Source organism: Nocardia sp. NPDC023733, assembly GCF_040639775.1.
In the GTDB taxonomy this organism is placed as follows: Bacteria; Actinomycetota; Actinomycetes; order Mycobacteriales; family Mycobacteriaceae; genus Nocardia; species Nocardia rosealba.
Genome location: NZ_JBFAAN010000006.1, coordinates 232032 through 258136, shown reverse-complemented (window position 1 = coordinate 258136; position 26105 = coordinate 232032). Strand labels below are relative to the sequence as shown.

24 protein-coding genes are annotated in these 26105 nt (G+C 69.7%); 14 read left to right on the top strand and 10 right to left on the bottom strand.

All coding sequences use genetic code 11. The annotated features are described in order from the left end of the window. Nucleotides 1–88 precede the first annotated feature (88 nt). Both proB and AB0F86_RS23365 read left to right on the top strand, forming a co-directional pair. Nucleotides 89–1204, top strand: a complete 1116-nt coding sequence (gene proB / locus AB0F86_RS23370) for a glutamate 5-kinase (RefSeq protein WP_225281016.1) — start codon at nt 89–91, stop codon at nt 1202–1204. Between the two features lie 47 nt (nt 1205–1251). Then, complete coding sequence (locus AB0F86_RS23365) at nt 1252–1527, top strand: hypothetical protein (RefSeq protein ID WP_356985162.1); 276 nt, start codon at nt 1252–1254, stop codon at nt 1525–1527. Nucleotides 1528–1972: 445 nt separating this feature from the next. Here the strand turns inward: AB0F86_RS23365 and AB0F86_RS23360 are convergent, their stop codons facing one another. The 3 genes from AB0F86_RS23360 to AB0F86_RS23350 are packed head-to-tail and all read right to left on the bottom strand — an operon-like array spanning nt 1973 to nt 4542. After that, a complete protein-coding gene (locus tag AB0F86_RS23360) occupies nt 1973–3400 on the bottom strand; it encodes a hypothetical protein (RefSeq protein WP_356985161.1) in 1428 nt (475 codons plus the stop codon). Further along, nucleotides 3400–3771, bottom strand: coding sequence for a hypothetical protein (locus AB0F86_RS23355; protein WP_181698332.1), 372 nt, complete (start codon nt 3769–3771; stop codon nt 3400–3402). Before AB0F86_RS23355 ends, AB0F86_RS23360 begins: the two co-directional genes overlap by 1 nt. Nucleotides 3772–3807: 36 nt before the next feature. After that, nucleotides 3808–4542 carry an ESX secretion-associated protein EspG gene (locus tag AB0F86_RS23350; RefSeq protein ID WP_181698333.1) on the bottom strand — a complete coding sequence of 245 codons (735 nt, stop codon included), beginning with the start codon at nt 4540–4542 and terminating at the stop codon, nt 3808–3810. A 225-nt stretch (nt 4543–4767) separates the two neighbouring features. Between AB0F86_RS23350 and AB0F86_RS23345 the strand changes: the two genes are divergently transcribed. Continuing rightward, entirely contained in the window at nt 4768–5577 is an 810-nt protein-coding gene (locus AB0F86_RS23345) for a DUF5602 domain-containing protein (RefSeq protein WP_356985160.1), read from the top strand. A 53-nt stretch (nt 5578–5630) separates the two neighbouring features. After that, complete coding sequence (locus AB0F86_RS23340; RefSeq protein WP_225281019.1) at nt 5631–8375, top strand: LuxR family transcriptional regulator; 2745 nt, start codon at nt 5631–5633, stop codon at nt 8373–8375. Here AB0F86_RS23340 and AB0F86_RS23335 read toward each other — a convergent pair. The 7 genes from AB0F86_RS23335 to AB0F86_RS23305 form a co-directional block, all read right to left on the bottom strand. Then, nucleotides 8369–9319, bottom strand: coding sequence for a D-isomer specific 2-hydroxyacid dehydrogenase family protein (locus AB0F86_RS23335; RefSeq protein WP_356985159.1), 951 nt, complete (start codon nt 9317–9319; stop codon nt 8369–8371). The genes AB0F86_RS23340 and AB0F86_RS23335 overlap by 7 nt on opposite strands. Before the next feature lie 77 nt (nt 9320–9396). Next, nucleotides 9397–10356, bottom strand: a complete 960-nt coding sequence (ligD, locus tag AB0F86_RS23330; RefSeq protein ID WP_225281021.1) for a non-homologous end-joining DNA ligase — start codon at nt 10354–10356, stop codon at nt 9397–9399. Between the two features lie 64 nt (nt 10357–10420). Then, nucleotides 10421–10810, bottom strand: coding sequence for a hypothetical protein (locus AB0F86_RS23325; RefSeq protein WP_225281022.1), 390 nt, complete (start codon nt 10808–10810; stop codon nt 10421–10423). Between the two features lie 62 nt (nt 10811–10872). Beyond that, nucleotides 10873–11964, bottom strand: a complete 1092-nt coding sequence (locus AB0F86_RS23320; protein WP_356985158.1) for a methyltransferase — start codon at nt 11962–11964, stop codon at nt 10873–10875. A 79-nt stretch (nt 11965–12043) separates the two neighbouring features. Continuing rightward, nucleotides 12044–14167, bottom strand: a complete 2124-nt coding sequence (locus AB0F86_RS23315; protein WP_356985157.1) for an ATP-dependent DNA helicase RecQ — start codon at nt 14165–14167, stop codon at nt 12044–12046. A 61-nt stretch (nt 14168–14228) separates the two neighbouring features. Beyond that, nucleotides 14229–15452: an RtcB family protein gene (locus AB0F86_RS23310; RefSeq protein WP_356985156.1), complete on the bottom strand. Its 1224-nt coding sequence runs from the start codon at nt 15450–15452 to the stop codon at nt 14229–14231. A 155-nt stretch (nt 15453–15607) separates the two neighbouring features. Then, nucleotides 15608–16483, bottom strand: coding sequence for a ribokinase (locus tag AB0F86_RS23305; RefSeq protein ID WP_356985155.1), 876 nt, complete (start codon nt 16481–16483; stop codon nt 15608–15610). A 184-nt stretch (nt 16484–16667) separates the two neighbouring features. Between AB0F86_RS23305 and AB0F86_RS23300 the strand changes: the two genes are divergently transcribed. From AB0F86_RS23300 to AB0F86_RS23255, 10 genes are all read left to right on the top strand, one after another. Beyond that, nucleotides 16668–17933, top strand: coding sequence for a glutamate-5-semialdehyde dehydrogenase (locus AB0F86_RS23300; RefSeq protein WP_356985154.1), 1266 nt, complete (start codon nt 16668–16670; stop codon nt 17931–17933). Then, complete coding sequence (locus AB0F86_RS23295; RefSeq protein WP_356985153.1) at nt 17930–18808, top strand: MoxR family ATPase; 879 nt, start codon at nt 17930–17932, stop codon at nt 18806–18808. Before AB0F86_RS23300 ends, AB0F86_RS23295 begins: the two co-directional genes overlap by 4 nt. A 3-nt stretch (nt 18809–18811) precedes the next feature. Continuing rightward, complete coding sequence (locus AB0F86_RS23290; protein WP_356985152.1) at nt 18812–20203, top strand: VWA domain-containing protein; 1392 nt, start codon at nt 18812–18814, stop codon at nt 20201–20203. A gap of 11 nt (nt 20204–20214) precedes the next feature. Next, nucleotides 20215–20550, top strand: coding sequence for an MmcQ/YjbR family DNA-binding protein (locus tag AB0F86_RS23285; protein WP_356985151.1), 336 nt, complete (start codon nt 20215–20217; stop codon nt 20548–20550). Nucleotides 20551–20711: 161 nt separating this feature from the next. After that, a complete protein-coding gene (locus tag AB0F86_RS23280) occupies nt 20712–21866 on the top strand; it encodes a hypothetical protein (protein WP_356985150.1) in 1155 nt (384 codons plus the stop codon). Nucleotides 21867–21877: 11 nt separating this feature from the next. Beyond that, the gene (nadD, locus tag AB0F86_RS23275; protein ID WP_067486262.1) at nt 21878–22522 is read left to right on the top strand and encodes a nicotinate-nucleotide adenylyltransferase; all 645 of its coding nucleotides are present in this window, start codon (nt 21878–21880) and stop codon (nt 22520–22522) included. Beyond that, entirely contained in the window at nt 22519–22935 is a 417-nt protein-coding gene (rsfS, locus tag AB0F86_RS23270) for a ribosome silencing factor (RefSeq protein WP_067486264.1), read from the top strand. Before nadD ends, rsfS begins: the two co-directional genes overlap by 4 nt. Further along, nucleotides 22932–23591, top strand: a complete 660-nt coding sequence (locus tag AB0F86_RS23265) for a histidine phosphatase family protein (protein ID WP_067486266.1) — start codon at nt 22932–22934, stop codon at nt 23589–23591. Before rsfS ends, AB0F86_RS23265 begins: the two co-directional genes overlap by 4 nt. Next, the gene (gene octT, locus AB0F86_RS23260) at nt 23581–25242 is read left to right on the top strand and encodes a diglucosylglycerate octanoyltransferase (protein WP_356985149.1); all 1662 of its coding nucleotides are present in this window, start codon (nt 23581–23583) and stop codon (nt 25240–25242) included. The genes AB0F86_RS23265 and octT overlap by 11 nt, the downstream gene beginning before the upstream one ends. A 3-nt stretch (nt 25243–25245) precedes the next feature. Continuing rightward, nucleotides 25246–26088: a DegV family protein gene (locus AB0F86_RS23255; RefSeq protein ID WP_181698346.1), complete on the top strand. Its 843-nt coding sequence runs from the start codon at nt 25246–25248 to the stop codon at nt 26086–26088. The last annotated feature ends 17 nt before the right edge of the window (nt 26089–26105 follow it).

Here is a 26105-nt window from a genome sequence, read left to right as displayed (position 1 = left end):
TTCGCTGTCGGGCGCGACGAGTCGGTCGGCATACTGCGGTTGGGCTCCTGCGAGCCCGTCGACGACGATTCGTGCAGGGAGTTGGGCGATGCAGGTGGGTTCGGAGCTGAGTCAGGGGCGGGCCGCGATCGTGTCGGCGCGCACCGTGGTGGTCAAGATCGGGTCTTCGGCTCTGACCAGCCTCGAAGGCGGTCTCGACACCGGTCGGCTCGATCTGCTCGCCGATGCCGTCGAAGCGCGGATGCGCGCCGGATCCGATGTGGTCGTCGTGTCCTCCGGTGCCATCGGCGCCGGGCTCGCACCGCTCGGCCTGTCGAAGCGGCCCAAGGATCTGGCCACCAAACAGGCCGCGGCCAGTGTCGGCCAGCTGGCCCTGGCGCACGCCTGGGGAACCTCGTTCGCCCGCTACGGCCGTACCGTCGGCCAGATACTGCTCTCCGCCGACGATTTCGCCCGCCGGGAGCACCATCGCAACGCGCAGCGCACCCTCGACCGGTTGCGCTCGCTCGGGGCGGTCGCGGTGGTCAACGAGAACGACACCGTCGCCACCGAGGAGATCCGTTTCGGTGACAACGACCGCCTCGCCGCCCTCGTCGCCCACCTCGTCGGCGCCGACGCCCTGATCCTGCTCTCCGATGTGGCCGGGCTCTACGACGGCGACCCGCGCAAGGGGCCAGCCAATTTCATTCCCGAGGTGCGCGGCAGCGCCGACCTCGACGGTGTCATCGCGGGCAGCGGTGGTGCGCTCGGTACCGGCGGCATGGCCTCCAAACTGTCGGCCGCCCGCCTCGCCGCCGACGCGGGCATCCCCGTCCTGCTCGCCTCGGCCGCCGAAGCCGCGACCGCCCTCTCCGCGGGCACGGTCGGCACCGCCTTCGCCGCCCGCCCCGTGCGCCTGTCGGGCCGCAAGTTCTGGGTCCGCCACGCCGCCGACACCCGCGGCGCCGTCCTGCTCGACGACGGCGCCGTCGCCGCCGTCGCCGAACGCCGCTCCCTGCTCGCCGCCGGCATCACCGGCCTGCGCGGCCGCTTCTTCGGCGGCGACGTGGTCGACCTCGTCAGCCCCACCGACGAGGTCGTCGCCCGAGGCGTCGTCGAATACGACAGCACCGAACTGTCCACCATGCTCGGCCGCTCCACCACCGACCTCCCCGAAACCATGCAGCGCCCGGTCATCCACGCCGACGACCTCGTCAAGGTGTGAGCGTCCCGTCCTCGACCGACAAGCAGCCGGAGCCGAGCCGCGACGTTGTGGTCCTCTCGGTGAATCGCGCTTTGTGGCAAGAGGTTTCGGCCGCTGTCAGGGCGGTGTTCTGCAAGGTGGAAGACGGGGTGATCTCCATCAGGATCGTCGTCGAGGGAGCGATCACCGACGACGATCGCGATTCGACCAGCTGTGTAGCCGCCGAAGTGATCGCGGACTTTCCGGATCACCGGGTGGACGAGCGCATCGAACGCTTGGATCCGCCGACGAGGGTCACCATGCCTCCCGGATGGCATCTCGTTTTTCATCGGCGTGAAGGCTGATCGACTGCAGCATGCACACCGACGGCCCGGCGCCCGAGGAGAACGTGCCGTCGACGACGGTCGGAAATCGGACCTGACGGTGGGCGGCAAGTTCCGGAGCGGCATCGGACGGCTCGCGCTGACCGGCGTCACCTCGCTGACCGCGCCGCGTAGACCAGTCTGGCTGCGCCGCGTAGACCAGTCTGGCTGCGCCGCGTAGACCAGTCTGGCTGCGCCGACCGTGACGCCTAGAGTGCAGCGCCGGTACCAGCCCCGGCAGCTCGTCCCGCTGAGTTCGGTCCGCCCGTGATCGTCTTGGGCCTGTCCCGAGCTGTACGGGCTGTCCTGCAGCCGTCGACCTATCGAGTCGATGCCTGAAGTTGCCGGCGGGATGACATCCGGTTGGTCCACGTCGGCCGCGGGACGCGACCGGGGCGAGCGTTCCCGGCGCCGAATGCGTCGGCTTTTATCGCTGCGGCGGGATGACGCCCGGCTGGTCCAGGCCGCCTGGGGGTTGGGGTGGTGTGGGTCGGGGCGGTTCGGCGCCGGGGACGGGGCCGGTGACGCCGGGTTGGCCGCCGGGGTCGGACATGTCGGGGGCATTCTGGGGTGCGGGTGGTACGACCGGCGGAGTATTGGTGTCCGGGGCGGTCGGGTTGGAGTCCTGCTGGGTGGGCGGCGCCGGGGGCTGGCTCGGCGGTGCAGGGTTCTGGCTCGGTGGCGCGGGAGGGTCGCTCGGCGGTGCCGGGCTTTCCGCCGGTGGCGGAGCAGGATTCGCAGTCGGCGGTGCCGGTGGCTCGCTGGGCGGGACGGGATTCTCGCTGGGCGGCGCCGGGAGCTCGGTTGTCGGGCTGGGGGTTTCGCTGGGCGGTGCCGGGAGCTCGCTCGTCGGGGCGGGGCTCTGGCTGGGCGGTGCCGGGAGCTCGCTCGTCGGGGCGGGGCTCTGGCTGGGCGGTGCCGGGAGCTCGTTGGTGGGGGAGGGGCTTTCGCTCGGCGGGGCTGGTGGCTCGCTGGACGGGGCCGGAATCTCGCTCGACGGGGCCGGGAGTTCGGTGGTGGGGGCGGGGGTTTCGCTCGGCGGGGCAGGTGGCTCGCTCGTCGGCGAGGGGCTTTCGCTGGGGGGTGCCGGAAGTTCAGTGGTCGGGGCCGGGCTTTCGCTGGGGGTAGCGGGGTTGGGGCTCGGCTGTCCGGGTGGCGCCGGGTTTTCGGTCGGCGCAGGTGCTTCGGTCGACGGTGCTGGGGGCGCGGGGGTTTCGGTGGTGGGGGCGGAGTTGTTCGGGTTGGCGGGTGCCGGGGTTTCGGGGGTGACCTCGGCAGGGGGAGCGCCGTTGGTTCGGGGCGGGTTGTCCAGTGGGACAGGGGAATCCGCAGCCGGCACGGGAAGGGCGGGGACGCCGGTTCCGGCCAGGGTGTAGGCGGGCTTGTAGATCATGTTCATGGCCAGGAGTGCTTCCTGGCGCAACGCTTCGGCCGCCATCTGCGCGTCGATGACATCCGCGGCTGCCAGCAGACGGGCGATGGTGCCGATCGGGCCGGAGTCGCCGGGGGCGACCACCGCCAGTTTCACCGCTTCGGCGGCGGCCGCCACCCCACCGAGGCGGGTGCCGACTTCCGCCATCACCGCGGCCAATTCGTCGATGGCGGCGGCGAAGCTGCGGGTGCTCGCGGCGGCGGCTTCGGCGGCCTCACCTTCCCATCCCGCCTCCTCCATCACCTGATCGGCGTTGGACTTGGCGACAGGGAGGGTGACGAGGGCAGCGGCGGTTTCCAGCCAGGCCATCGAGGCGCCGAGGATCTCACCCGCGTCGATCTGCTGGGTGCGGGCATAGATCTGCTCGTGCGGCATGGATTCGAAATGCTCCATCGCACTGATGTAGGTGGGATCAGTACTCATCAGTGCACCCGCGTATCGATGGCCCGCAGCGCGGCGGAGGCGGCGGCGTCGGCTTCCTCGTAGAGGCCCGCGCTGAGCAGGAACGCCTCACGCATCCGGTAGGCCGCTTCGATGTAGCGGTCGAGCAGATCGGCGGCATCGCGCGCCTTGTGGGCGAAGCCGGCCTGTAATTGCTGTGCGGAGACGAAACCACCGAATCCGCCTGCCTCGGCGGCATTTTCGAGATCGTGGCGTAACTCGGCGAGCCGGTCGGCCTGCTGTGCGTAGAGATCGGCACACCGGCGCGCGGCCTCGGGATCGAATTTCACCGTCCCCGCCGCGGCGGCGCTGCGGAACCGGGAGATCTCGGCTCGGCTGCTCTCGATCGTCATCGCGTCTCCCCTCCAGATCAAGCGTCGGTGTCCAGGCTAGCCGGACCTACGATTGTGCGAACTGTGCGCCGGTGCCACCCGGCGCTGCAGTTGCGCGGCGAGCTGACCGGTCGAAGCGGGAACCACGTGCACCGTTTCCCCCACGCGCAGCAGGTAGCGCCCGTCGTTCGCGACGTCGATCCAGCTGTAATGCAGCGGTGGGGAAGGGGTTTCGCGGTCGAGTCCGGTTTCGATGCGGATATGCCCCTCGGCGGTGTGCGGGCGGCGCAGCAAACGCTGGATCCGGGGAACCGCGGGATGGGCCGCGATCACGGTCTCCTCGTCGCGCACCGCGTCGGCCGCCGCCTCACGAGCGGGTTCACGTCCGGGTGGTGTGTCGGGCAGGCAGGCGGTGACGCGCGCGCCGATTCCGGCGCTGTGCCCGATCGAAACCCGCACCTGCCCACCGTAATCGGGACGGGTGCCGGGTTCCTGCACCAGGAGAACCGCGTGATCGTAGACAGCGCAGGCCAGTAACCGGATCTCGCTGCCCGGCGTGTGCCCGCCGCCGACGAGCACGATCCTGGCGTGCGGTTCGGCGACGATCCGCAGGCACGCGGTGAGGTCGGGATCGGTGCCGGGCGTCAGACGCTGATCGAGCGTCGAACGTAATCGGCGCGCTTCGTCCTCGGTGCGCGGCGTTTCGAGCAACCGCAGCGGAAACGGCACCCGGTCGCGACCGGTCTCCCGCCAGACGTGCGCGAACTCGTCCGCGGTGAAGGTCCATCCCATTGCCGATCCCATCCTTACCGAACCAGGACGAGCTCAGCCTAACCGCAGTGTCCGAATCCGGCGCACCGTTCATCCGCCCGAATGGAAACTCCGGCGCAATGAGTACCCGGATGAGTATTTCGGCGGACGTCTGTTGCCGCTGTGACTCCTACCGTCAGGACAGATCCGTTGACTGGAGGAGCTATGACCTACGTTCGAGGCGGCCGTCCGACTCGCGGAACCAGGGTGAGGACCACGCGTACTCGCGGCATCACCACGGCACTGGCCGCCGTTCTCGTGCTCGCCTTCGGTGCGGCCTGCGGTGACGACAGCGACGCGACGACTTACTACGGCGACGAACTCGCCCTCGGCAACGGGCAGATCCGCACCTACGTGACCACCGATGACTCGGGCAAGCCGACCGAGGTCGGCCTGCGAATCCAGGAGGCGGCACTGGAGGGGCTGCCCATGCCCGCCGGTGCGCCGGAGGGCCCACCGCCCGCCGGTAGACCGTTGGCGCTGCCGAAGGAAGCCGCGGGCGCGGTGGTCGACCACCTCACCTTCGATTGGGTGCCGCACGGCCATCCACCGGCAGGCATGTTCGACAAGCCGCACTTCGACGCCCACTTCTATTTCATCGACGCCGCGGCGGTGACGGCGATCAGCCCGCAGGATCCGCAGTTCCTGGCGAAGGCGGCCGTGAACCCGGACGCGAAATACATGCCGGCCGGCTACGTGACGGCGCCCGAGCCGATCGAGATGCAGGCGGTCCCCGCGATGGGCGTGCACTGGCTCGACATGAGCAATCCGGTCGCACCGGGCCAATTCACGCAAACCCTGATCAACGGCTCCTGGGACGGCCAGTACATCTTCACCGAGCCGATGTTCACCCTGGAATGGCTGCTCACCAAGCCGTCGTTCACCGGTGACATCCCGCAGCCGCAGGCCTACCAGCACACCGCGCGGTACCCGACCACCTATTCGATCAGCTTCGACGATGCGTCCGACGAGTATGTGGTGAAGGTCGGTGGGCTCACCGATCGCACCGCTTCCTGACCCTTCTGCAAGCCCCTCACCTGCGAGTAGGCTCGTCTACTCGGAGGTGAGGTGTGATCACCGAGCTGATCGGGCGCGAGTGGGAGCTGGCGGACCTGCTGGCCCGGCTCGACGATGCGGTCCACGCGGTTCCACAGCAGGTGATCTGTACCGGCGAGGCCGGGGTCGGCAAGACCAGGCTGGTCGCCGAGCTGGCGGCGCGCGCACGTGAGCGAGGGGTGCGCACGCTCTGGGCGCGGGCGCTCGAGCTGCCCGATCCGCCGCCGTTCTGGTTGTGGCGCCAGGCGCTTGGCCCGGGGATCGCCGCGCCCGACGGCGACCGGGTCGCGCTGTTCGAAACGTTCGCGGCCAGCTTGGACGACGGCGCGGCGACCGGCACGCTGCTGGTGATCGACGATATCCACTGGGCCGACGAGCCCTCGCTGCAGGCCCTGCTCTATGTCGTGCGCGGGCTGCGGGATCGCCGGGTCATGGTGTGCGCCACCGAGCGCACCGGTGCCGAGGACGGTGGCTGGACCGCGATCAAGCCCGAACTCCTTCGTGAACCGGTGACCGCCTCGCTGCCCGTGCGTGGGCTCTCGCCTGCGGACTCGGCGCGCTGCCTGCAGCTCGAAGCGGGCCGCGCGCTACCCGCCGAACTGGCGGACCGTGCCTTCGACATGACTGGTGGAAACCCCTTCTACCTGCGTGAACTCGGTCGGTCGATGCGCGGTAGCACCGACGACGCGCTGCACCTGCCGACCAGTCTGCGCGAGGTGGTGCGCGCGCGGATGGTGCCGCGGTCGGCCCGGGCCGTGGAACTGTTGCGGGCGGCCTCGATTCTGGGTGAGCGGTTCTCGATCGCGGTCGCCGCACGGCTGGTCGAGCGCTCGGCGGCGGACTGTCTGGCTGCGGTGGACGAAGCGGTCGACGCGGGTCTGCTGGCGACCGACGACGATCCGGGCACCGTGCGGTTCGCGCACGCGCTGGTGCGGGCCGCCCTGCTCGACGATCTGTCGCTGCACCAGCGCGTGGTGCTGCATCAGCGGGCGGCCCTGGCCATCGAAGCGTTGTATCCCGATGCGGTGGAGGCGAATTCGGCCGCCTTGGCCTGGCACTGGGCGAATGCCGCGGTGACCGGAGCGCACGAGCCCGCCGTGCGCTGGGCGCGCCGCGCCGCGCAGGTGGCGTTGCGGGAGCTGGCTTTCGAGGACGCCGTGCGGTTCTACGGGCTGGCGGTGACCCATGCCGCCGAGCTGGAACCGCTCGAGCGGGGCAGGTTGCTGCTGGAGCGGGCCGCCGCACAGGTCAGGGCGGGTCACCTTGTCGCCGCCCGCGCCGATTGCGCCGCTGCCGAGGCACTGGCCCGCAAGGCAGGGGAACCGGTCCTGCAGGCCGAAGCGGCCTTGGTACTCGAACCGATCGGGGAGCGCGGCTGGGACCGCGATATCGCCGACGCGTGCGCCGAAGCGCTCGCCGCCGACGGCCTGCCTATTGCACTGCGAGCCCGGTTGCTGGCCCGGTCCACCGAAACCGCGATCTACCTGGGCCGCTCACAGGGTGTCGACGCGTCGAGCCGGGTCGCGCTCGCGGTGGCCGAGCGCAGTGCCGACCCGGCCGTCCTCGCCGCCGCGTTACGGGCCCGTCAGCTCGCCTGCAGCGGGCCCGACCATCGCGAGGAACATCGCGAACTCGCCACGAGAATGATCGCCGCGGGCGAGCACGCGCGCGACCCGGCCATGGAGATGTGGGGCAGGTTGTGGCGCATCGATGCGCTGTGGGAGCAGGGTGATCTGGGCGCGATCACCGGCGAGTTGTCGTGCCTGTCCTGGTGTACCGAACACACCGGCGGCCCGATGGCGCGGTGGCACCGGCTGGTCGCGGAAGCCGCGCTGGCGCAGGCGCGCGCCGAGTTCGACGACGCTCTCGACCGGGCCCGGCGGGCGCACGAGCTGGCTACCGCGCTCGGCCATCCCGCCGCGTTCGGCGCCTACCGGTCATTGCTGGTCGTGGTCGGGCACCATCGCGGCCATCCGCCGGAGACACTGACATTGCCGCAGGCACCGTTGCGCGGCGAGGTGCGCAATCTGCTGTTCGCCGCGCTCGGCACCGCGTTCCCGATGGTGGACAGCGGCATGACCGCAGCGGCCGAGTCCCTCTACCGTGGCCTCGGCCGCCCCGGAACCTGGGTGTTCCCACCGTATTTCGCGCTCAATGTGCTCACCGTCGGTGGTGCGGTCGCGGCTGGACTCGGCATCATCGAGGACGTGGCCTACTTCCGTGAGCGGCTGACCCGTTACCGCCACGGCCACGTCACCGGTGGCGGTGGCACCGCGCACTATCTGGGGCCGGTCAGGTTGTGGCTCGGGAAATTCGCTGCCGTACTGGACGATCCGGATACCGCCGAAAAGGATCTGCGCGCGGCGGCGCGGACCGCCCGCACGATCGGTGCCCCCGGGTTCGCCGTCGAGGCCGACTGCGAACTGGCCGAACTCCTGCTCGCCCGGGGCGCCACCGCCGATGCCGTCGCTGTAGCCGGGGGTGCGTTGCCGGTGGCCGAATCGGCCGGGATGACCCCGTGGATCGAGCGGTTACGGATGGTCGCGGTGCACCGAAACGGCGACACGACACTGACTCCGCGGGAACGCGAGGTCGCCCGCCTCGTGGCACGTGGCCTCACCAACCGGGAGATCGCTGCCGCGCTCGTCCTGTCCGAACGCACCGCGCAGAACCATGTGCAGCACATTCTCACCAAACTCGGCTTCACCAGCCGCAGCCGGATCGCATCCTGGGTGGGCAGCGGCCGGATCGGTCAGTAACCGCGCTGCGGATCCACGATCGCCCGCAAGGGTTCGCCCGCCACGAACCGGGCGACGTTGGCGCCCACATGATCGGCGAAGGCGGCCAGGCGCAGTTGCGGCGGATTGGAGTCGTGCGGGGTGATGATCGCGTTCGGCAGGTCCCACAGCGGATGCCCGTCGGGCAGCGGTTCCGGGTCGGTGACATCGAGTCCGGCACCGCCGATGATCCCGCGCCTCAGTGCGTCGACCAGCGCGTCGGTGTCGATCAGGCTGCCACGCGCCACATTCACCACCCACGACGACGGCTTGAGCCTGGCCAGCTCGTCGGCACCGATCAGATGACGGGTCTGCGCGGTCGCCGGGGCCGCGACGACCACATGGTCGGTGTGCGACCAGACCCGTCCGAGCTGATCGGCGGGCACCGTCTCCACGTCGGCGCCGATTCCGGGTCCGGTGACGCGGTTGCCCGACCGGTTCACCGCGATCACGTGCGCACCGAGCGGGGCGAGCATCGGAATCAGCGCGCGGCCGATACCGCCCGCGCCGACGATCGTCACGGTCTTGCCGCGCAACGACCCCACGTGGGGGAAGAATTCGCGCTGCCGCCACGAGGTCGCGCGCAACTGCTCGGGCAGATACCGCACGCCGGCCAGCAACAGCATCAGCGCGTGCTCGGCGACGCTGTGCGCGAAGGCGCCCGCCGCGGAGGTGAACGTCGGGCCCGGGTGGGCGGCGAACACGCCTGCGTCGAAGAAGTCCTCGATCCCCGCGGCGGGCAACTGCACCCAGCGCACCGACGCAGGCAGTTCGGCCGGGAAATCAGCGGGCATCCCCGTCCAGATCAGGGCGTCGGCGTCGGCGAGCGGACCGACCCGGGCGCCCGCGCCGACAACCGCCTTCTCGAGCAGTCGCGGAGCGTTCGGGTCCGGACCGATCGCGACGGTGATCGCGGATTCCTGCACAAAGTCCTCCTGATTGGTGCCGGGGCGGGCAGAGTTCCGATTCTCCCGGACCGCCGGGACCGCGTCGAGCCAGGACCTCACGATTCGTCGAGATCGACGGGTTCGTCCACGCCGTGGCGGTCGGCGAGTTCCAGCAGTGGGGTGATGTCGAAGACGGCGTCGTCCATGTCGGCCTGGATGTCACCGAGTTCGGCGTAGCGGGCGGGGACGGTCCGGATCGTGAAATCACGAGGATGGATGGAGTCGATCTCGTCCCAGCGCACCGGTGTCGACACGGTGGCCTCGGGGACACCACGCACCGAATAGGCGGCGGCGATGGTGTGGTCGCGCGCGTTCTGGTTGTAGTCGACGAACAGGGCACCGGGGTCGCGATCGCGGCGCCACCAGGCGGTCGTCACGTCGTCGGGCGCGCGTCGCTCGACTTCCTGTGCGAAGGCCAGCGCCGCTCGGCGCACCTGCTGGAAGCCGTGCTCGGGCGCGATCCGCACGTAGACGTGCAGACCGTGACCGCCGGAGGTCTTCGGCCAGCCGACGGCACCGAACTCGTCGAGGACCTCGTGCACCACCCCGGCGACGCGCTGCACGCGCGACCACGGGCAATCCGGCATGGGGTCCAGATCGATGCGCCACTCGTCGGGCGACTCGGTGTCGGTCGAGCGGGAATTCCAGGGATGGAACTCCACGGTGGACATCTGCACCGCCCACGCGACGTCGGCGAGCTTCTCCACACAGAGTTCGTCGGCGTGCCTGCCGTACCGGGGGAAGTACACCCGCACGGTCGGAATCCAGTCGGGCGCACCGGCGGGCAACCGCTTCTGATGGACCTTGTCACCGGCCAGCCCCTTGGGGAAGCGGTGCAGCATGCACGGCCGGTCGCGCAGCGCGTTGACGATGCCGTCCCCGACGCCGAGGTAGTAGTTCACCAGGTCGAGCTTGGTCACGCCGAGCTCGGGAAAGTACACCCGGTCGGGATTGCTGACCCGTACCGTGTGCTCACCCACCGGCAGTTCGACCGCCGGAGCCGCAGACTTGGCCACACGCGCAACGATAGACGAGCGGGCCCGCCCCGTGTCCGGGTAGCGGACCCGCGTGGCGCCGCGACTACAGCTCGTACACCCCGAAGGCACGGTGCTGGATGCACATCGGCATCACATGTACCTGCTCGGTCCATTCGAATTTGGCTGCCGCCTCGACGGTTTCACGTTCGGCGACACACACGGTGTTGGTGCCGGGCATCGTCAACGGGTTGAGCACCGCCAGCGGGATGCCCGCGTGGATGCCGCTGTAGAGACCGCCGCTGAAGCACAGCGGGGTGATGGCGATGCCGCGCCGTGCGCTTTCGCGGTCGGCGGCGGCCTGGGCGCCCGGCACGCCGGAGCAGTCGAGGGGGTTCTCGTTCGTCGCCTGGGCAGGGGCGGTGAAAAGGGTGAAGCCGGCCGCACAGCCCGTGGCGACGGCCATCAGGGTTCGAGCAAATGTGGTCCTGGTCATAGCCGCATTGAAACACTGCTCACCGGCGGTACACACAATCGGCGACGGCGTGTCGGGCCCGATCAGCGCGCGACGGCCTCGAGTACGCAGACCGGCGCGACGGTTTCCACCGTGCGCGTCAGGGTGAAACCGCCGCGGTCGAGCAGGGCACGGAACTGGGCTTCGGTGCGTTCGTGGCCGCCCTCGGTATTGACGAGCATCTCCAGATCGACGAATTTGCCCGGGTGCGGCCGATGATGCTCGGGCAACACCAGCTCGATCACCAGCAGCGTCGCGGTCGGGCCCATGGCGGCGCGGACGGTGCGCAGGATGCGTTCGGCGTGCTCGTCGGACCAGTCGTGGACGATGTTCTTGAGCAGATAGGCGTCGGCGCCCGTGGGCACGGCCTCGAAGAACGAGCCCGCTTGCACCGTGCAGCGCCGCCCGAGTCCGGCAGCCGCGAGATCGGTGCTCAGATCCTCGACCACGCCGGGCAGATCGAACACCACCCCGCTGGTCGAGGGATGCCGGCGGAGAATCTCGACGAGCAGGCTGCCACGTCCGCCGCCGACGTCGACGACGGTGTGGAACCGGCCGAAGTCGTAGGCGGCGAGCAGCGGTTCGATCGACAGCGTGCCGATGCTGGTCATCGCACGGTCGAACAGGTCGCCCACCGCACGATTGCGCGCGGCGTACTCGAAGAAGCTCGCACCCTCCAGCGCCTGGCCCACCGCCTCGCCGGTGCGGACGGCATCGCCCAGATGGGTCCAGTGGTTGCGGTGGTAGGACGAACCGAAGAACCTGGCCACCTCACGCATGGTCACCGCCGCGTCGCCCCGCAACGCCTCGCCGATGCGGGTCAGGGCGTACCTGCCGTCGCGGCGCTGGGCGAACACCTCGTAGCTCACGAGCAGCCGCAGGAGCCTGCGCAGTCCGTCCTCGTCCACCTCGAGCGCGCCAGCCAGTTGCGCCGAGGTGCGCGGGCCGTCGGCGAGCTGGTCGGCGATGCCGAGCTCGGCGGCGGTGCTGATGGCCTGGGAGAGGAACCCCGCGAACTGCAGTTCCAGCAGCGCGATATGGCCGGGGACGAGCCGCCGATGGAGCCTGGCCAGCGCGTCGCGCACCCGGTCGAACGCGTGGACCACGGGAATCGGGGGCAGCTTCTTCGTCGTCATCGCGACTCCATCGTCGGCCGTTCGACCTGCGCGTACGTGCTGAGGGTACGGGATTCGCGACGCGCCGGGCCGGAGTGGATCAGGTCGGCGTGGCCAGCGCGAACGGCAGCACCGCGTCCGCGCCGCTCGCCCGGAGGGCATGGGCGGCGACGGTCATGGTCCAGCCGGTGTCGGTGAGGGTGTCGACCAGCAGGATCGGTCCGTCCACCTGCGACAGGTCGGGTACCTCCCAGTAGTCGAACAATCCCGCGACGCGGTGGGCCGAGTTCGCCGCCGAGACCGGGGGGCGGTCGGGGCGCGCGTGCAGCGTGCCCAGATCGGTGAGGCGGCCGATCTGGGCGAGTCGCTGCGCGAGGCTGGTGGTGAGCTGGGGATAGCGCGGCGATTCCAAGGCGAGGACCGAGGTGGGGCGGGCCGCCCAGTCCCAGTCGCGCAGTACGGCGATGCAGGCGTCGAACACCGCGTCGGGTACCGGGGCGTCGGGCCCGTCGAGTAGGGCGCGCAGGCGCTGGCCCCAGCCCAGATCGGTGAGCCGGCCGAGCACACGGCCGGTCTCGGCGCCGCCGGTGATCTTGCCCGACAACGGAATTCCGAGTTTTGCCATGCCGGTCGGCCACTGTTTGCGCGGGGCGAGGTCGAGGCCCGGGCGGTCGAGCCGGGCCCGGGTGGCGGCGATCGCGGCGTCGTCGATGCTGGTGTCGGGGCGGGTACCGGTGCAGTTGTCGCAGCGGCCGCAGTCGAGCTCGGCGGTGGCCAGGCCGTCGAGGCCTGGGTCGTCGAGCTGGCGACGCAGGAACGTCATCCGGCAGGTCGTGGTCGACTGGTAGTCGATCATCGCCTGCTGCTCGGCGTCGCGGGCGGCGGCGAGACGTTCGTAGCGCTCGGTGTCGTAGGTCCAGTTCTGTCCGGTGGACAGCCAGCCGCCGCGCACCCGGCGAACCGCGCCGTCGACGTCGAGCACTTTCAGCACCATCTCGAGCCGCGAACGGTTCAGCTCCACGAGCGGTTCGAGCGCCGCCGTCGACATCGCCCGGTCCGTGTCCAGGGCGGCGAGCACCGAGCGCACGATGTGTTCGCGAGGAAACGCCACGGAGGCGAAATAGCTCCAGATGCGCGCGTCCTCCGGGCCGGGCAGCAGCACCACCTCGGCGCGGTCGGTGCCGCGCCCGGCGCGGCCGACCTGCTGGTAGTAGGCGATCGGCGAGGACGGCGCGCCGACGTGCACCACGAACCCGAGATCGGGCTTGTCGAAACCCATCCCGAGTGCCGAGGTCGCGATCAAGGCCTTGACCTCGTTGTTCAGCAGGGCCGCCTCGAGCGCTTCGCGTTCGGCCGGATCCGTTTGGCCGGTGTAGGCGGCGACGGTGTGGCCGTGGGTGGCGAGCACGTCGGCCAGGTCGTTCGCCGCGGCGACGGTGAGGCAGTAGATGATGCCGGAACCGGGCATCCGATCGAGGTGGGCGCCGAGCCACGCCGTGCGCTGCACCGCGTCGTCGAACCGGACCACCGACAAGTGCAGCGACTCACGATCCAGGGTGCCGCGCAACACCAGTGTGTCGGTGCCGATCTGTCCGGCCACATCGGTGACGACCCGGTCGTTGGCGGTCGCGGTGGTGGCCAGCACCGGCACGTCGGTGCCGAGGTCGGCGATGAGGGTGCGGATGCGGCGGTAGTCGGGACGGAAATCGTGACCCCAGTCCGACACACAGTGCGCCTCATCGATCACGACCAGCCCCGCATCGGCCGCGAGTTTCGGCAGTACCTGGTCGCGGAAGTCGGGGTTGTTCAGGCGTTCCGGACTCACCAACAGCACATCGACCGCACCGTCGGCGACCCGCTGATGGATCTCGTCCCACTCGGTGACATTGCCCGAGTTGATGGTGGCCGCCACCACCCCCGCCCGTTCGGCGGCGGCCACCTGGTTGCGCATGAGGGCGAGCAGCGGCGACACGATCACCGTCGGCCCCCGACCCGCCCAGCGCAGCAGTTTGGCCGCGATGAAATACACCGCGGACTTACCCCAGCCGGTGCGCTGGACGACCAGTGCCCGGCTGCGCCGCACGACGAGCGCCTCGATCGCCGTCCACTGGTCCTCGCGTAGCCGGGCCTGCGGCCCGGCAAGGTCGCGGAGCAGCTCCTCGGCGCGTTCGCGCAGGTCGGGAGCCATCAGGTCGAGCACGTCGTTACCTGCCGCTGTGGTCATGGGCCCTATGCTGCCCCACCCCACCGACAGGTTTGATCGGCGATACAGACCTTCCGCCGGGTCACCCCTTCACGCACAGGACCTGACGCAAGGTCGCGACCACGTCGACCAGATCGGCCTGGGCCGCGATCACCTCGTCGATGTCCTTGTACGCGGCCGGGATCTCGTCGACCACGCCCGCGTCCTTACGCGACTCCACGCCCTCGGTCTGGGCGATCAGGTCCGCGACGGTGTACTGCCGCTTGGCCGCGCTGCGACTCATCCGTCGTCCGGCGCCGTGCGAGGCCGACTGGAACGACAGCGGGTTTCCCTTGCCGCGCACCACATAGGACCGCGTGCCCATCGAGCCCGGGATAAGCGCCAGTTCACCGGCACCCGCCCGCACCGCACCCTTACGGGTCACCAGCATCGGCACGTCGTCGATGATCTCCTCGGCCACATAGTTGTGATGGCAGCTGATCGGCTCCTCGAAACGTACCGGCCGCTCGCCGAATTCGTCCTGCACCGCCCGGCACACCAGCGACAACATCACCGCGCGATTGCGCGCCGCGTACTCCTGGGCCCAGGTGAGGTCCCGGCGGTAGGCGTCCATCTCCGGTGTCCCGGAAAGGAAAACGGCCAGGTCGCGATCGGGCAGCGACTGGTTGTGCGACAGCGTCCGTGCGATCGCCATGTGCCGCTCCGCCAGCTCCTTGCCGATATTGCGCGAGCCGGAGTGCAGCAGGATCCACACGGCGTCGTCCTGGTCGAGACAGATCTCGATGAAGTGATTGCCGCCGCCGAGCGATCCGATCTGCTTGTGCGCCTTGGACTCCAACGACGACACACCCGGGTGCAGCTGCCCGAACGCGCGCCAGAACCGGTCCCAGCTGTTGGCACGCAATGCCGCCTGGCCGTGCGAGTTCGCGAATCCGGCATCGAGTTTCGTGACGTTCACGGCTTCCTTGTGCGCCTGGAACCGGACCGGCACCGCCTGCTCGATCCGCGCACGCAACGAACGCAAGTCGTCTGGCAGATCGGAGGCCGTGAGCCCGGTCTTCACGCTTTCCATCCCGCACCCGATGTCGACTCCCACCGCCGCGGGCGCCACCGCGTCCCGCATGGCGATGACCGAACCGACTGTCGCGCCTTTGCCCAGGTGCACATCCGGCATCACGCGCAGTCCGTGCACCCAGGGCAGTTCGGCGATATTGCGGAGCTGCTTCAGTGCGGCCTGCTCGATCTGGTGCTCGTCTGCCCACATGAGCGTCTGCGCTCGGGTACCGCGCAGCTCGACGGGAAACATGGTCGGTCCTTTCCTTGGTGTATCACCAACGGTAGGGGCCTTGTCGTGGGCGGCGCACCCCATTTACCACGCGGTCGCGGGTGGGTGGAACGTTGCCTGTGTCCCATTCGCTCCTAGCGCTCTGGCGCGGTCGGTGCCGAACTCGCCACCGCGGATCAGCGATTCTCGGCGAGCGCGGCCGCGATCTGTTCCCGTCCGGGGATGGACGCGCTGGCGCCGAGCTGGGTAGTCGCCAGGGCGCCGGCTGTGTTTGCCCAGTTCAGAGCGGCGGCTGCGCCCTGCGACCACGTCGCGACGAGGGCGCCGGTGAAGGCATCGCCCGCGCCGGTCGTGTCGACCACGTCTACACGGCGCCCATCGGCGGTCAGTTCCGTGCCGTCGCCACGGTAGATCGCACCGTCGGCGCCCAGGGTTCGCACCACGTGCGCAACCGACTCCAACGTCGACGAGAAGTGTTCGTACTCCAGCGAATTCACAATCGCCAGGTCCACATCGGCCCACAGTCGGGCGGGCATCGGCTGGACGGGGGAGGGGTTCAGGGCTACGAGTGTGCCTGCGGAGCCGGCGTGGTGTGCGGCCGCTGTGACTGTTTCGAGGGGGATCTCGAGCTGGCACAGCAGGATGTCGGCGGCCTCGATCGCCGCGAGCTCCGCTTCGGTCAAGTGGGTCATCCTGCCGTTCGCCCCGGCCACGACGATGATGCTGTTCTCGCCCGCACCGTCGACCACGATCGTCGCTACCCCGCTCGGGCCGGGGACCGTGCGCAGCAGGCTGGTGTCGATGCCCGCGTCGTCGAGGGTCGCGCGCAGGGTGGCGCCGAAGGCGTCGTCGCCGACCGCGCCGAGGAAACGCACGTCGGCACCGGAGCGGGCGGCCGCAATCGCCTGGTTGGCGCCCTTACCGCCCGGAACCGTGGCGAAGCCGGAGCCGAGCACTGTTTCTCCGGGGGCCGGCCGATGCGCGGTGGTGGTGACCAGGTCCATATTGACGCTGCCCAACACCACAACGGTCGGTGCGGCGGAGTGGTTCATAAACGTCGAATTTAGCGGCGACGGCGTTGCGCGGTGCCCGCTTGCGACGCGATGTCAGTGGTCGAGTCGCGGGGCGCCTGCCCGCGAGACCCTGTGGATAACTCGGTCCCGCTGCCGGTCGGAGCCACATTCCGGGTCCCGGGTGGCGTCGAGCGGGACGGGCACAATGCGTAGGCTGATACCCATGACGGTAGAAGTGACCCCCGAGCTCGACATCCGCGCAGCGGTGCACGACGCCGCCCGCAGGGCTCGCGTCGCGTCCCGTGCGCTCGCTCAGCTCACCACGGCGCAGAAGAACGACGCACTGCACGCCGCGGCCGACGCGCTGCTCGCGGCGGCCGACCGCGTGCTCGCGGCCAACGACGCCGATATCGAGACCGCCCGCGCGGCAGGCACCGAGGAGAACCTGCTCGACCGGCTGCGGCTCACCAAGGCCCGCATCGACGGCATCGCCTCGGGCCTGCGTCAGGTCGCCGGCCTGCCCGATCCGGTCGGTGTCGTCGTACGCGGCAGCACCCTGCCCAACGGGCTCGAGATCCGGCAGACCAGGGTGCCCCTCGGCGTGGTCGGCATGGTGTACGAGGCCCGGCCCAATGTCACCGTCGACGCCTTCGGCCTGGCGCTGAAGTCGGGCAATGCGGCGCTGCTGCGCGGCTCGTCCTCGGCGGCGAACTCCAATGCCGCGCTCGTAGAGATCCTGCGCGAAGCGCTCACCGCCCAGGGCATTCCGGCCGACTCGGTGCAGCTGCTGCCGAGCAACGACCGGTCCAGCGTCACCCACCTGATCCAGGCGCGCGGCCTGGTCGATGTGGTCATCCCGCGCGGCGGCGCGGGCCTCATCAACGCCGTCGTCCGCGACGCCCAGGTGCCGACCATCGAGACCGGCACCGGCAACTGCCACGTCTACGTGCACAGCGCCGCCGATCTCGACATGGCCGAGGCGATCGTACTCAATGCCAAGACCCGCCGTCCCAGCGTGTGCAACGCCGCCGAGACGGTCCTCATCGATGCCGCCGTCGCCGAGACCGCGCTGCCGCGGCTGAGCAAGGCACTCGAGGACGCGGGCGTCACCATTCACGGTGACCTGCCCGGTCAGGTGCCCGCCACCGATGCCGACTGGGGCGAGGAGTACCTGACCATGGATATCGCCGTGAAGGTCGTCGACGACCTCGACGCCGCGGTCGAGCACATCAACACCTGGGGCACCGGCCACACTGAGGCCATCGTCACCGCCGACCTGGCCGCCGCACGCGAGTTCACCGCCCGCGTCGACGCCGCCGCCGTGATGGTCAACGCCTCCACCGCGTTCACCGACGGCGAGCAGTTCGGCTTCGGCGCCGAGATCGGCATCTCCACCCAGAAGCTGCACGCCCGCGGCCCGATGGCACTGCCCGAACTCACCTCCACCAAGTGGATCGTGTGGGGCGACGGCCAGACTCGGCCGGTGTGACCGTGACTCTGGTACAGGAACCGATCTTCACCTCGGTCGACGACGTCATCACCCGGCTGGCCACCACCGGATACCTGGCCGACAAGGCCACGGCCACTTCGGTGTTCCTCGCCGACCGGCTGGGCAAACCGCTGCTCATCGAGGGCCCGGCGGGCGTCGGCAAGACCGAACTCTCGCGCGCGGTCGCCCAGGTCGCCGACGCCGAACTGGTGCGTTTGCAGTGTTACGAGGGTGTCGACGAGGCCCGCGCCCTCTACGAGTGGAACCACGCCAAGCAGATCCTGCGGATCCAGGCGTCGAGCGAAAACGATTGGGCCGAAACCAAAGCCGACGTCTTCACCGAGGAGTTCCTGCTCTCGCGTCCGCTGCTCACCGCGATCCGGCGCACCGATCCCACGGTGCTGCTGATCGACGAGACCGACAAGGCCGACGTCGAGATCGAGGGCCTGCTGCTCGAGGTGCTCAGCGATTTCGCGGTCACCGTTCCGGAGCTCGGCACGATCACCGCCACCCGTAAGCCGTTCGTGGTGCTCACCTCCAACGCCACCCGCGAACTGTCCGAGGCGCTCAAGCGTCGCTGCCTGTACCTGCACCTGGACTTCCCCGACGAAGACCTCGAGCGCCGCATCCTGGCCAGCCGGGTACCCGAGCTGTCAGCGGTGGTGTCCGAGCAGTTGGTGCGCATCGTGCATGTGCTGCGCGGAATGCAACTCAAGAAGCTGCCGTCGGTGGCCGAAACCATCGACTGGGGCAACACCCTGCTCGCACTGGGTTCCCAGGACCTCGACGACGCCACGGTGCGGGCCACGCTCGGCGTGGTGCTCAAGCACCGCAGCGACCACCAGCGCGCCCTGTCCGAGCTGAAACTGGGCTGAGGAATGACCGCGCCCGCGCCCCACGGCATCAGTAGTCACGTCGCGGGTTTCGTCGCGGCGTTGCGCTCGCGCGGGGTGCCGGTCGGTCCGTCGGAAACCGTCGACGCGGGCCAGGTACTCACGGTGCTCGACCTGCTCGACCGGGAAGCGGTGCGGGAGGGCCTGGCCTGTGCGCTGCTGCGCCGGCCCACCCACCGTGCCACCTTCGACAGCCTCTTCGATCTGTGGTTCCCGGTCGCCGTCGGGCAGCGCAGTGCCGAGGCACCCGAACTGCCCCGCACACCCGACGGACGCGTCAATTTGCCCGCCCTGCGCGAACAACTCGCCGAATTGCTCGCCACGCCCGACAGCGGCAACCAGCTCGAGTTGCTCGCCGCCCAGGTGGTGGAGCAGCTCGGGCGGTACCAATCGGCACGTGGGCCGTCGTTCTCCGCGTATCAGGCGCTCAAAGACCTTGCGCCGCAGACCTTGCTGGCGCGTGCGCTGGCCGGTCTCGCCCTCCCGCCCGACGCGAGCGAACGCGACGCCGAGATCGCGCAGCGCCTGCTGCGGATGCGCATCGCCGGGTTCCGGGCCACCGTGGAGGAGGAGACGAACCGCCGCGTCGCCGAGCAGATCGGGCGGGAACGGGTCGCCACCTACGGGGTCGCCCGGCAGGCCGAGGACGCCGATTTCCTGCGCGCCTCCGAACGTGAACTGGCCGATCTGCGGCGGGGAACCCACCGGTTGGCGCGGATCCTCGCCTCACGGTTGGCGGTGCGGCGCAAGCGTTCCCGTCGCGGCGAGATCGACCTACGCAAAACCCTGCGGGCATCGATGTCCACCGGGGGCGTGCCGATCGACCTGGTGCAGCGCAAACCGCGCCCCGGGCGCCCTGATCTGGTTCTGCTGTGCGATATCTCGGGCTCGGTGGCCGGCTTCAGCGGCTTCACCCTGCTGCTGGTGAGCGCCCTGCGCGAACAGTTCTCCCGGGTGCGGATCTTCGCGTTCGTCGACCGCACCGACGAGGTCACCGACTACTTCGGCCCGCAAACCGGTCTCGACGACGTGCTCACCAGAATCTTCACCGAGTCCACCGTCATCGACTCCGACGGCCACTCCGACTACGGCCAGGCCTTCACCAGTTTCGCCGACAATTTCGGTGACGCCGTCACCAGCCGTACCTCGCTGCTCGTCCTCGGCGACGGTCGAACCAACTACCGCAACCCGAAGGTGGACACGCTGCGCGGGCTGGTCGAGACCGCCAAACACGCGCACTGGCTCAACCCCGAGCCGCACAACCTCTGGGGCACAGGCGATTCGGCAGCACCCGACTACGGCGCGGTGATCGAGATGCACGAATGCCGGTCGGCCCGCCAGCTCACCGACGTCGTGTCGAAACTGCTGCCGGTCTGAGGAGCCGCGAGATGGATGTACTGGCGTACTGCCTGGCCAAACCCGGTGCGTGGGAAGACGAACCGTGGGAGGGCGACACCGTGGCCAAGGTGAGCGACAAGGTGTTCGCGTTTCTTGGCGCAGGCACATCGATCGGTCTCAAATGCGGGCGCGACCGCGCCGAAGCCGACGAACTCGTCACCATCTACCCCGACGATGTCACCGCCTCGGCCTACATCGGCCGCTACGGCTGGAACAGCATTCGCGTCGGCGGCGCCGTTCCCGACGACGAATTACGCGAACTCATCGACGCGTCCTACGACGCCGTCGTCGCCAAACTCCCGAAGTCGAAAAGGCCGCTGCGCTGAGACGTTGAGCGGACGTTAAGCCACTCGTAGGGGCGAACCACCACGATCACCGCCATGCTGGCAGGGGCGTCGCGCGACGACGGGCGAACTGAACATCGGGGGACAGATCGAAGAATCGGGACCGTCGCCCGCTTCTGTGTCGTGCGGATGTGGTTCGCCCGGTGAGCGATCGGTTCGCCGCCGAGAACGATGACGCTCGAGCCGAATTCGCCGCCCCAGCCGAACCCGCTGCCCAAGCCGCTCTCGTGGGGCCGGCCGACCACGCCGCGCGAGTCGCAGGGGCGATCGACGAGGGCGCTGTCCACGATGCGCAGCTCCGGGTCGGTGCTCCCGCAGGCCAGGTAGATGACTCCGGTTCGGCTGCCGCCGAGGCAGCCCGCCTGCTCGAGCCCGGCTCGCTGGCCCGCGCCGCGCGAAAGCTCGCGACGATCGCGGCGGCGCGCCTGCTCGACGCACCGGGCGCGGCGGAGGAGCAGTTGCGGCGCGCCCTCGTCGTCGGCGCGGCGGAGCTGGGGGGACGGGAGCGGGCGGAGCTGCGGACCCGGCTGGTCACCGCGATCGCCGCCCAACCCGGTCGCGCTCGCGATGTCGCCCGCGCGGCTGCCGCGGCCGCCGCCGATTGGGCGCCGATCTCGGCGGCCGACTCGGCACATCTGTGGATCGTCGCGGGCCGCTCGTGGCATCGAGCACGAGCACATGCCGAGGCGGCGCGGGCGTTCGACCACGCGCTGCTCGACGGGGCAGCAGTCGGCTACCCACCCGGCGAGCTCGCGCGGGTCCGTGCGGTCTTCGCCGAATCGCTCAATCACCTCGGCCGATACCGCGAGGCGGCCTGGCAGTTCACCGAGGCCGCCCGCCTGATCGCCGGCTCGCCCACCGAGCGGCACCGCCACGCCGATCTGCTGTGGTCGGCTGCGGTGGCCAGGGAATGTTGTGGGCAGGAATCGGAGGCGCTCGGCGGCTATCTGCGCGCGGCCGGGCTCTGGGGCGAACAGGACAAGATCGTGCCCCGCGCGCGCTGCCTGCGCGCGGCGGCTTGGCTGCAACTGCGCGGCCCCGGCGGGACGCTGCGCGGCCCGTGGTGGGTGACCCTGGACGTGCTGCTCACCGAACTGAACCGCCTCGTCGCCACCGACCCGGCCGCCCACCACGTCGAGGAGTTGCGTCGCACCCGCAGTCAGTTCGCTCAGATGTGCGCCCAGGCCTCGGGCACGGTCGAGCACCGACCGGCCGAAGCGGGCCCGCGAGCACCGCGAGCCGATCGGCCCCGATTCCCGGAGCCCTCCGATCCGTACGAATGGTGGCGGTCCTATTAAGCTCGGACCTCATGCACGAGACAGCCCGGCCGCGCCGCAAGCTCGGTGTGATGGGTGGCACGTTCGATCCCGTTCACCACGGTCACCTCGTCGCCGCCAGCGAGGTCGCGCACCTGTTCGACCTGGACGAGGTGATCTTCGTCCCCACCGGTCAGCCCTGGCAGAAGGCGGGCAAACAGGTCAGTCCCGCCGAGGACCGCTACCTGATGACGGTGATCGCCACCGCGTCCAATCCGAGGTTCTCGGTGAGCCGGGCCGACATCGAACGCAACAAAGTCACCTACACCGTCGACACCCTGCGCGAGATGCAGAGCGCCCATCCCGACGCCGAGCTGTACTTCATCACCGGTGCGGACGCGCTGGCCAACATCCTGACATGGCAGGATTGGGCCGAACTGTTCGAACTGGCGAAGTTCGTCGGGGTGAGCCGTCCGGGGTACGAGCTGAACACCGACCATCTCGAGGAACATCTGCGGGACCTTCCCGCCGATGCCGTGACGATGATCGAGATCCCCGCGCTGGCCATCTCGTCGAGCGAATGCCGGCGCCGCGCCGCCCAGGGTCGGCCGGTCTGGTACCTCGTCCCCGATGGCGTGGTGCAGTACATATCGAAGCGGCACCTCTATGTGCCCGCAGGAACGGAAGGTAAGGCATGAGCGCCACCGCCGAAGCGGTCGAGATGGCCAGAGTCGCCGCACTCGCGGCCGACGACAAGCTCGCCACCGATGTCGTTGTCCTCGACGTCTCCGAACAGCTGGTGATCACCGACTGCTTCGTGATCGCGTCGGCGCCCAACGAGCGTCAGGTCAACGCGATCGTCGACAACGTCGAGGAGAAGCTGCGCGAGGCCGGGCACAAGCCCGTTCGTCGCGAAGGCACCCGCGAGGGACGCTGGGCGCTGCTCGACTACGTCGACGTGGTCGTGCACATCCAGCACAACGACGAGCGCAACTTCTACGCCCTCGAACGCCTGTGGCGTGACTGCCCGACGGTTCCCGTCGACGGTATCGCCGCACCCAAGGCCCCGGCCGCCGACGACGACGCGCAGGCAGAGGCAGACAGCGAGTGAGCAAGTACGCCCATGTGCGCACGTTGATCCTGCTGCGGCACGGGCAGACCGAATGGAACGCCGCCGACCGGATGCAGGGCCAGATCGACACCGATCTCACCGAGCTCGGTCGTCAGCAGGCCAAAGAGGCTGCCCGAGAACTGGTTTCACGCAACGCCATCGCCATCCACGCCTCCGATCTGCGTCGGGCCAAGGAAACCGCCCAGGCTCTCGGTGACCTCAGCGATCTGCCGGTGATCACCGATACCCGCTTGCGCGAGACCAACCTGGGTGACTGGGAAGGCCTGACCCACCTCGAGGTGGACGCCGACTACCCCGGTGCGCGGGTGCAGTGGCGGCTCGACGCCACCTACCGTCCGCCCGGCGGCGAGAGCAAACTCGAGGTCGGCGCCCGGTCGCTGCCCGTGGTGCGCGAACTGTACAACGAGCGGCAGGATTGGCCCGGTCGGACTATCATCCTGGTTGCGCACGGCGGGCTGATCGCTGCCCTGACGGCCGCGTTGCTGGATCTGCCACCGGAGAACTGGCCTGCCCTCGGTGGGCTGGCCAATACGAGCTGGGTGCAGCTGTCCAGTCACGGCCCGGATGTCGACCGACCCGGCTGGCGCCTCGATGTTTGGAACGCAGCGGCGAAGGTAGCTCCCGATGTCCTCTGAAGAGCCCGTCCGATCGGTACCGGACGAATTGTTCCAGCAGGTGACGGCCAAGCCCGGACGGCAATTGCCGGACGCGCTGTTCGGCCCGCCACCGGCGCGGCCCGCACGCCCCGAGCGTGAGGAGCCGATCCGTTCGGTACCCGACGAACTCTTCAAGCAGGTCACCGCTCGCAGTACCCGGTCGCTGCCCGACGCGCTTTTCGGGCCGCCGCCTTCCCCGGTCGCCGAACCCGAGACCGATTCGTCGGCCGAGGGCGAGTCCGGTTCGGGTGCACACGATTCCGGTGAGGAGTCGTCCGACGACGAGGGTTCCGTAGCGGCGAAGGTTGTCGACGATGTCGGTAATGCTGTCGGCGCGGGTTCGGCGGATGGCACCGACGCGCTGACAGAGGGCTCGGATTCCTCTGCGGCCCAGGTTGATACCGGCACTCCGGTGGCTTCGGCCTCGGGCGCCGACTCCGTGTCGCACGCGCAGAACGACTCGAACACCACGGTCGACACGCAGACTGTGGACCAGGCCGACTCGACTCTGCCTCGGGCAGGTGAATCGGTTGCTGCCGAAGCGGAATCCCGTCCTGCGCAGACGGAAACGGCTCAGCCGCAGGCGGGTCCTTCGACTGTTGCTCAGGTCGAAGCTACTCCCGCGCAGGACGGCGCTTCCGGTATCGCTCACGCGGAATCGGTTTCGGCGCGCGCTGATGCGGCCGCCGAAGCGCTGCTCGGAGCTGAGACGGCAGCATCCGGCTCCACGGCCGAAGGGGAGCCCGGTGTGCAGTCGCAGGCCTTGCTCGCGCCTTCCCCGGTCCAGCCTGCCGACGGTGTGAGCGCGATGCCGAGTGTTCTCGCGGAACCTTCTGTCCCGCAGAATCAGTCGATCAGCACCGTCGATGCGGAGGCGCCCGCGGTTCGGCAGGAGGTATCGACCGAGGTGGTCGAGCAGGCCTCGCCTCGGCCGGTGCTGTTGGTGATCGCCGATTCGCTCGCCTATTTCGGGCCCAAGGGTGGGTTGCCGGCCGATGATCCGAGGATCTGGCCGAATCTCGTGGCGGCCGAACTGGATTGGGATGTCGAGCTGGTCGCCCGGATCGGGTGGACCTGTCGTGACGCCTACTGGGCACTGATCGGTGATCCCCGGGTGTGGGCCGCCGTGCCGCGCGCGGGGGCTGTCGTGTTCGCTGTCGGCGGCATGGACACCCTGCCGTCTCCGCTGCCCACCGCCCTGCGGGAGACGATCCGCTACATCCGTCCGCCCCGGCTGCGTCGCGGGGTGCGGGCCACCTACAACTGGCTGCAGCCGAAGCTGTCGAAACTCGGTCGCCCCGTTGCTCTTCCACCGAGGGTGAGCGTGGACTATCTGGAGCAGTCGCGTGAGGCGCTGACCCAGTTGCGTCCGGAGCTGCCGGTGGTCGCGGTGTTGCCGTCGGTGCATCGCTGCGATGCCTACGGTCGCGTGCACCGTGGTCGGCCGCGCGCGGTGAAGGCGTTGCGGGCGTGGTCGGCGCGCACCTCGGTGCCGCTGGTCGACCTCGGCGAAGCCGTGCGCGACGACATCGAATCGGGATCGGCCAACCCCGACGGTATCCACTGGGGCTGGGCCGGGCATCAGGCTGTTGCCACCGCCATGACCAAGGCGCTGCAGGAGGTTCGGTAGTCCGTGGCCGTTGTGGTGGTCACCGATTCGGCGGCCGGGTTGTCCGCCGACCTCGTCGCCGATCTCGGTATCGAAGTGGTGCCTCTGCACGTGCTGGTCGGTGATCGGCAGCTGCGCGAGGGCGTCGAGCCGGTCGAGATCGACTACAGCGCCGACTCGGTCACCACGTCGGCGGCCTCGCCGGGTGAACTGCGCGAGGCCTACGAACGCGCCATGGACCACAGCGGCGGCGACGGAGTGGTCGCCGTGCATCTGTCGCGCATGCTGTCGGCGACCTGGGAGGCCGGGCGACAAGCAGTGCGCGAGATGGGCGCCGACGGCCGTGTGCGCCTGGTGGATTCGCTCGGCGCTGGCTTGGCCACGGGGTTGCCTGTACTCGGCGCCGCCCGCCGCGCCCGGGCCGGTGACACCCTCGACGCGGTCTACGAGTGTGCGGCGGCCGCCGCCACCCGTGCCCGCACCTTCATCCTGGTGAACCGCACCGAACAGTTGCGCAAGGGCGGCAGGCTCAGCAGCGCGGCTGCCTTCTTCGGCAGCGAGCTCGTCACCAAACCACTGTTGCAGTTGGTCGAGGGCAAACTGGAGCTGCGGGAAAAAGTGCGTACACGGTCGCGCGCCGTCACCAAGCTCGTCGCCGCCGCGACGTCCGCCGCGGGCACCGACGGCGTAGCCCTCGGTATCCAGCACCTGGGTGCCGCCGAGGCTGCCGAGTCCCTGGCCGGCCAATTGCGCGAACAGAATCCCACCCTCACCGAACTCCACATCGCGGAATTCGGCCCCACTCTCGGTGTTCACCTGGGTGTGGGCGCCCTCGGTGTCGCGGTGCTGCCCGGCGGATGCACCTAGGTAGAGAATCTCGGTGA

Bases quoted from the DNA above. Each gene is read 5' to 3' on its own strand.
- nadD (WP_067486262.1), top strand. From the start codon at position 21,878: ATGCACGAGACAGCCCGGCCGCGCCGCAAGCTCGGTGTGATGGGTGGC.
- AB0F86_RS23300 (WP_356985154.1), top strand. From the start codon at position 16,668: ATGACGGTAGAAGTGACCCCCGAGCTCGACATCCGCGCAGCGGTGCAC.
- AB0F86_RS23360 (WP_356985161.1), bottom strand. From the start codon at position 3,400: ATGAGTACTGATCCCACCTACATCAGTGCGATGGAGCATTTCGAATCC.
- AB0F86_RS23305 (WP_356985155.1), bottom strand. From the start codon at position 16,483: ATGAACCACTCCGCCGCACCGACCGTTGTGGTGTTGGGCAGCGTCAAT.
- rsfS (WP_067486264.1), top strand. From the start codon at position 22,519: ATGAGCGCCACCGCCGAAGCGGTCGAGATGGCCAGAGTCGCCGCACTC.
- AB0F86_RS23310 (WP_356985156.1), bottom strand. From the start codon at position 15,452: ATGTTTCCCGTCGAGCTGCGCGGTACCCGAGCGCAGACGCTCATGTGG.
- proB (WP_225281016.1), top strand. From the start codon at position 89: ATGCAGGTGGGTTCGGAGCTGAGTCAGGGGCGGGCCGCGATCGTGTCG.
- AB0F86_RS23285 (WP_356985151.1), top strand. From the start codon at position 20,215: ATGGATGTACTGGCGTACTGCCTGGCCAAACCCGGTGCGTGGGAAGAC.
- AB0F86_RS23355 (WP_181698332.1), bottom strand. From the start codon at position 3,771: ATGACGATCGAGAGCAGCCGAGCCGAGATCTCCCGGTTCCGCAGCGCC.
- AB0F86_RS23320 (WP_356985158.1), bottom strand. From the start codon at position 11,964: ATGACGACGAAGAAGCTGCCCCCGATTCCCGTGGTCCACGCGTTCGAC.
- AB0F86_RS23290 (WP_356985152.1), top strand. From the start codon at position 18,812: ATGACCGCGCCCGCGCCCCACGGCATCAGTAGTCACGTCGCGGGTTTC.
- octT (WP_356985149.1), top strand. From the start codon at position 23,581: ATGTCCTCTGAAGAGCCCGTCCGATCGGTACCGGACGAATTGTTCCAG.
- AB0F86_RS23325 (WP_225281022.1), bottom strand. From the start codon at position 10,810: ATGACCAGGACCACATTTGCTCGAACCCTGATGGCCGTCGCCACGGGC.
- AB0F86_RS23350 (WP_181698333.1), bottom strand. From the start codon at position 4,542: ATGGGATGGACCTTCACCGCGGACGAGTTCGCGCACGTCTGGCGGGAG.
- AB0F86_RS23315 (WP_356985157.1), bottom strand. From the start codon at position 14,167: ATGACCACAGCGGCAGGTAACGACGTGCTCGACCTGATGGCTCCCGAC.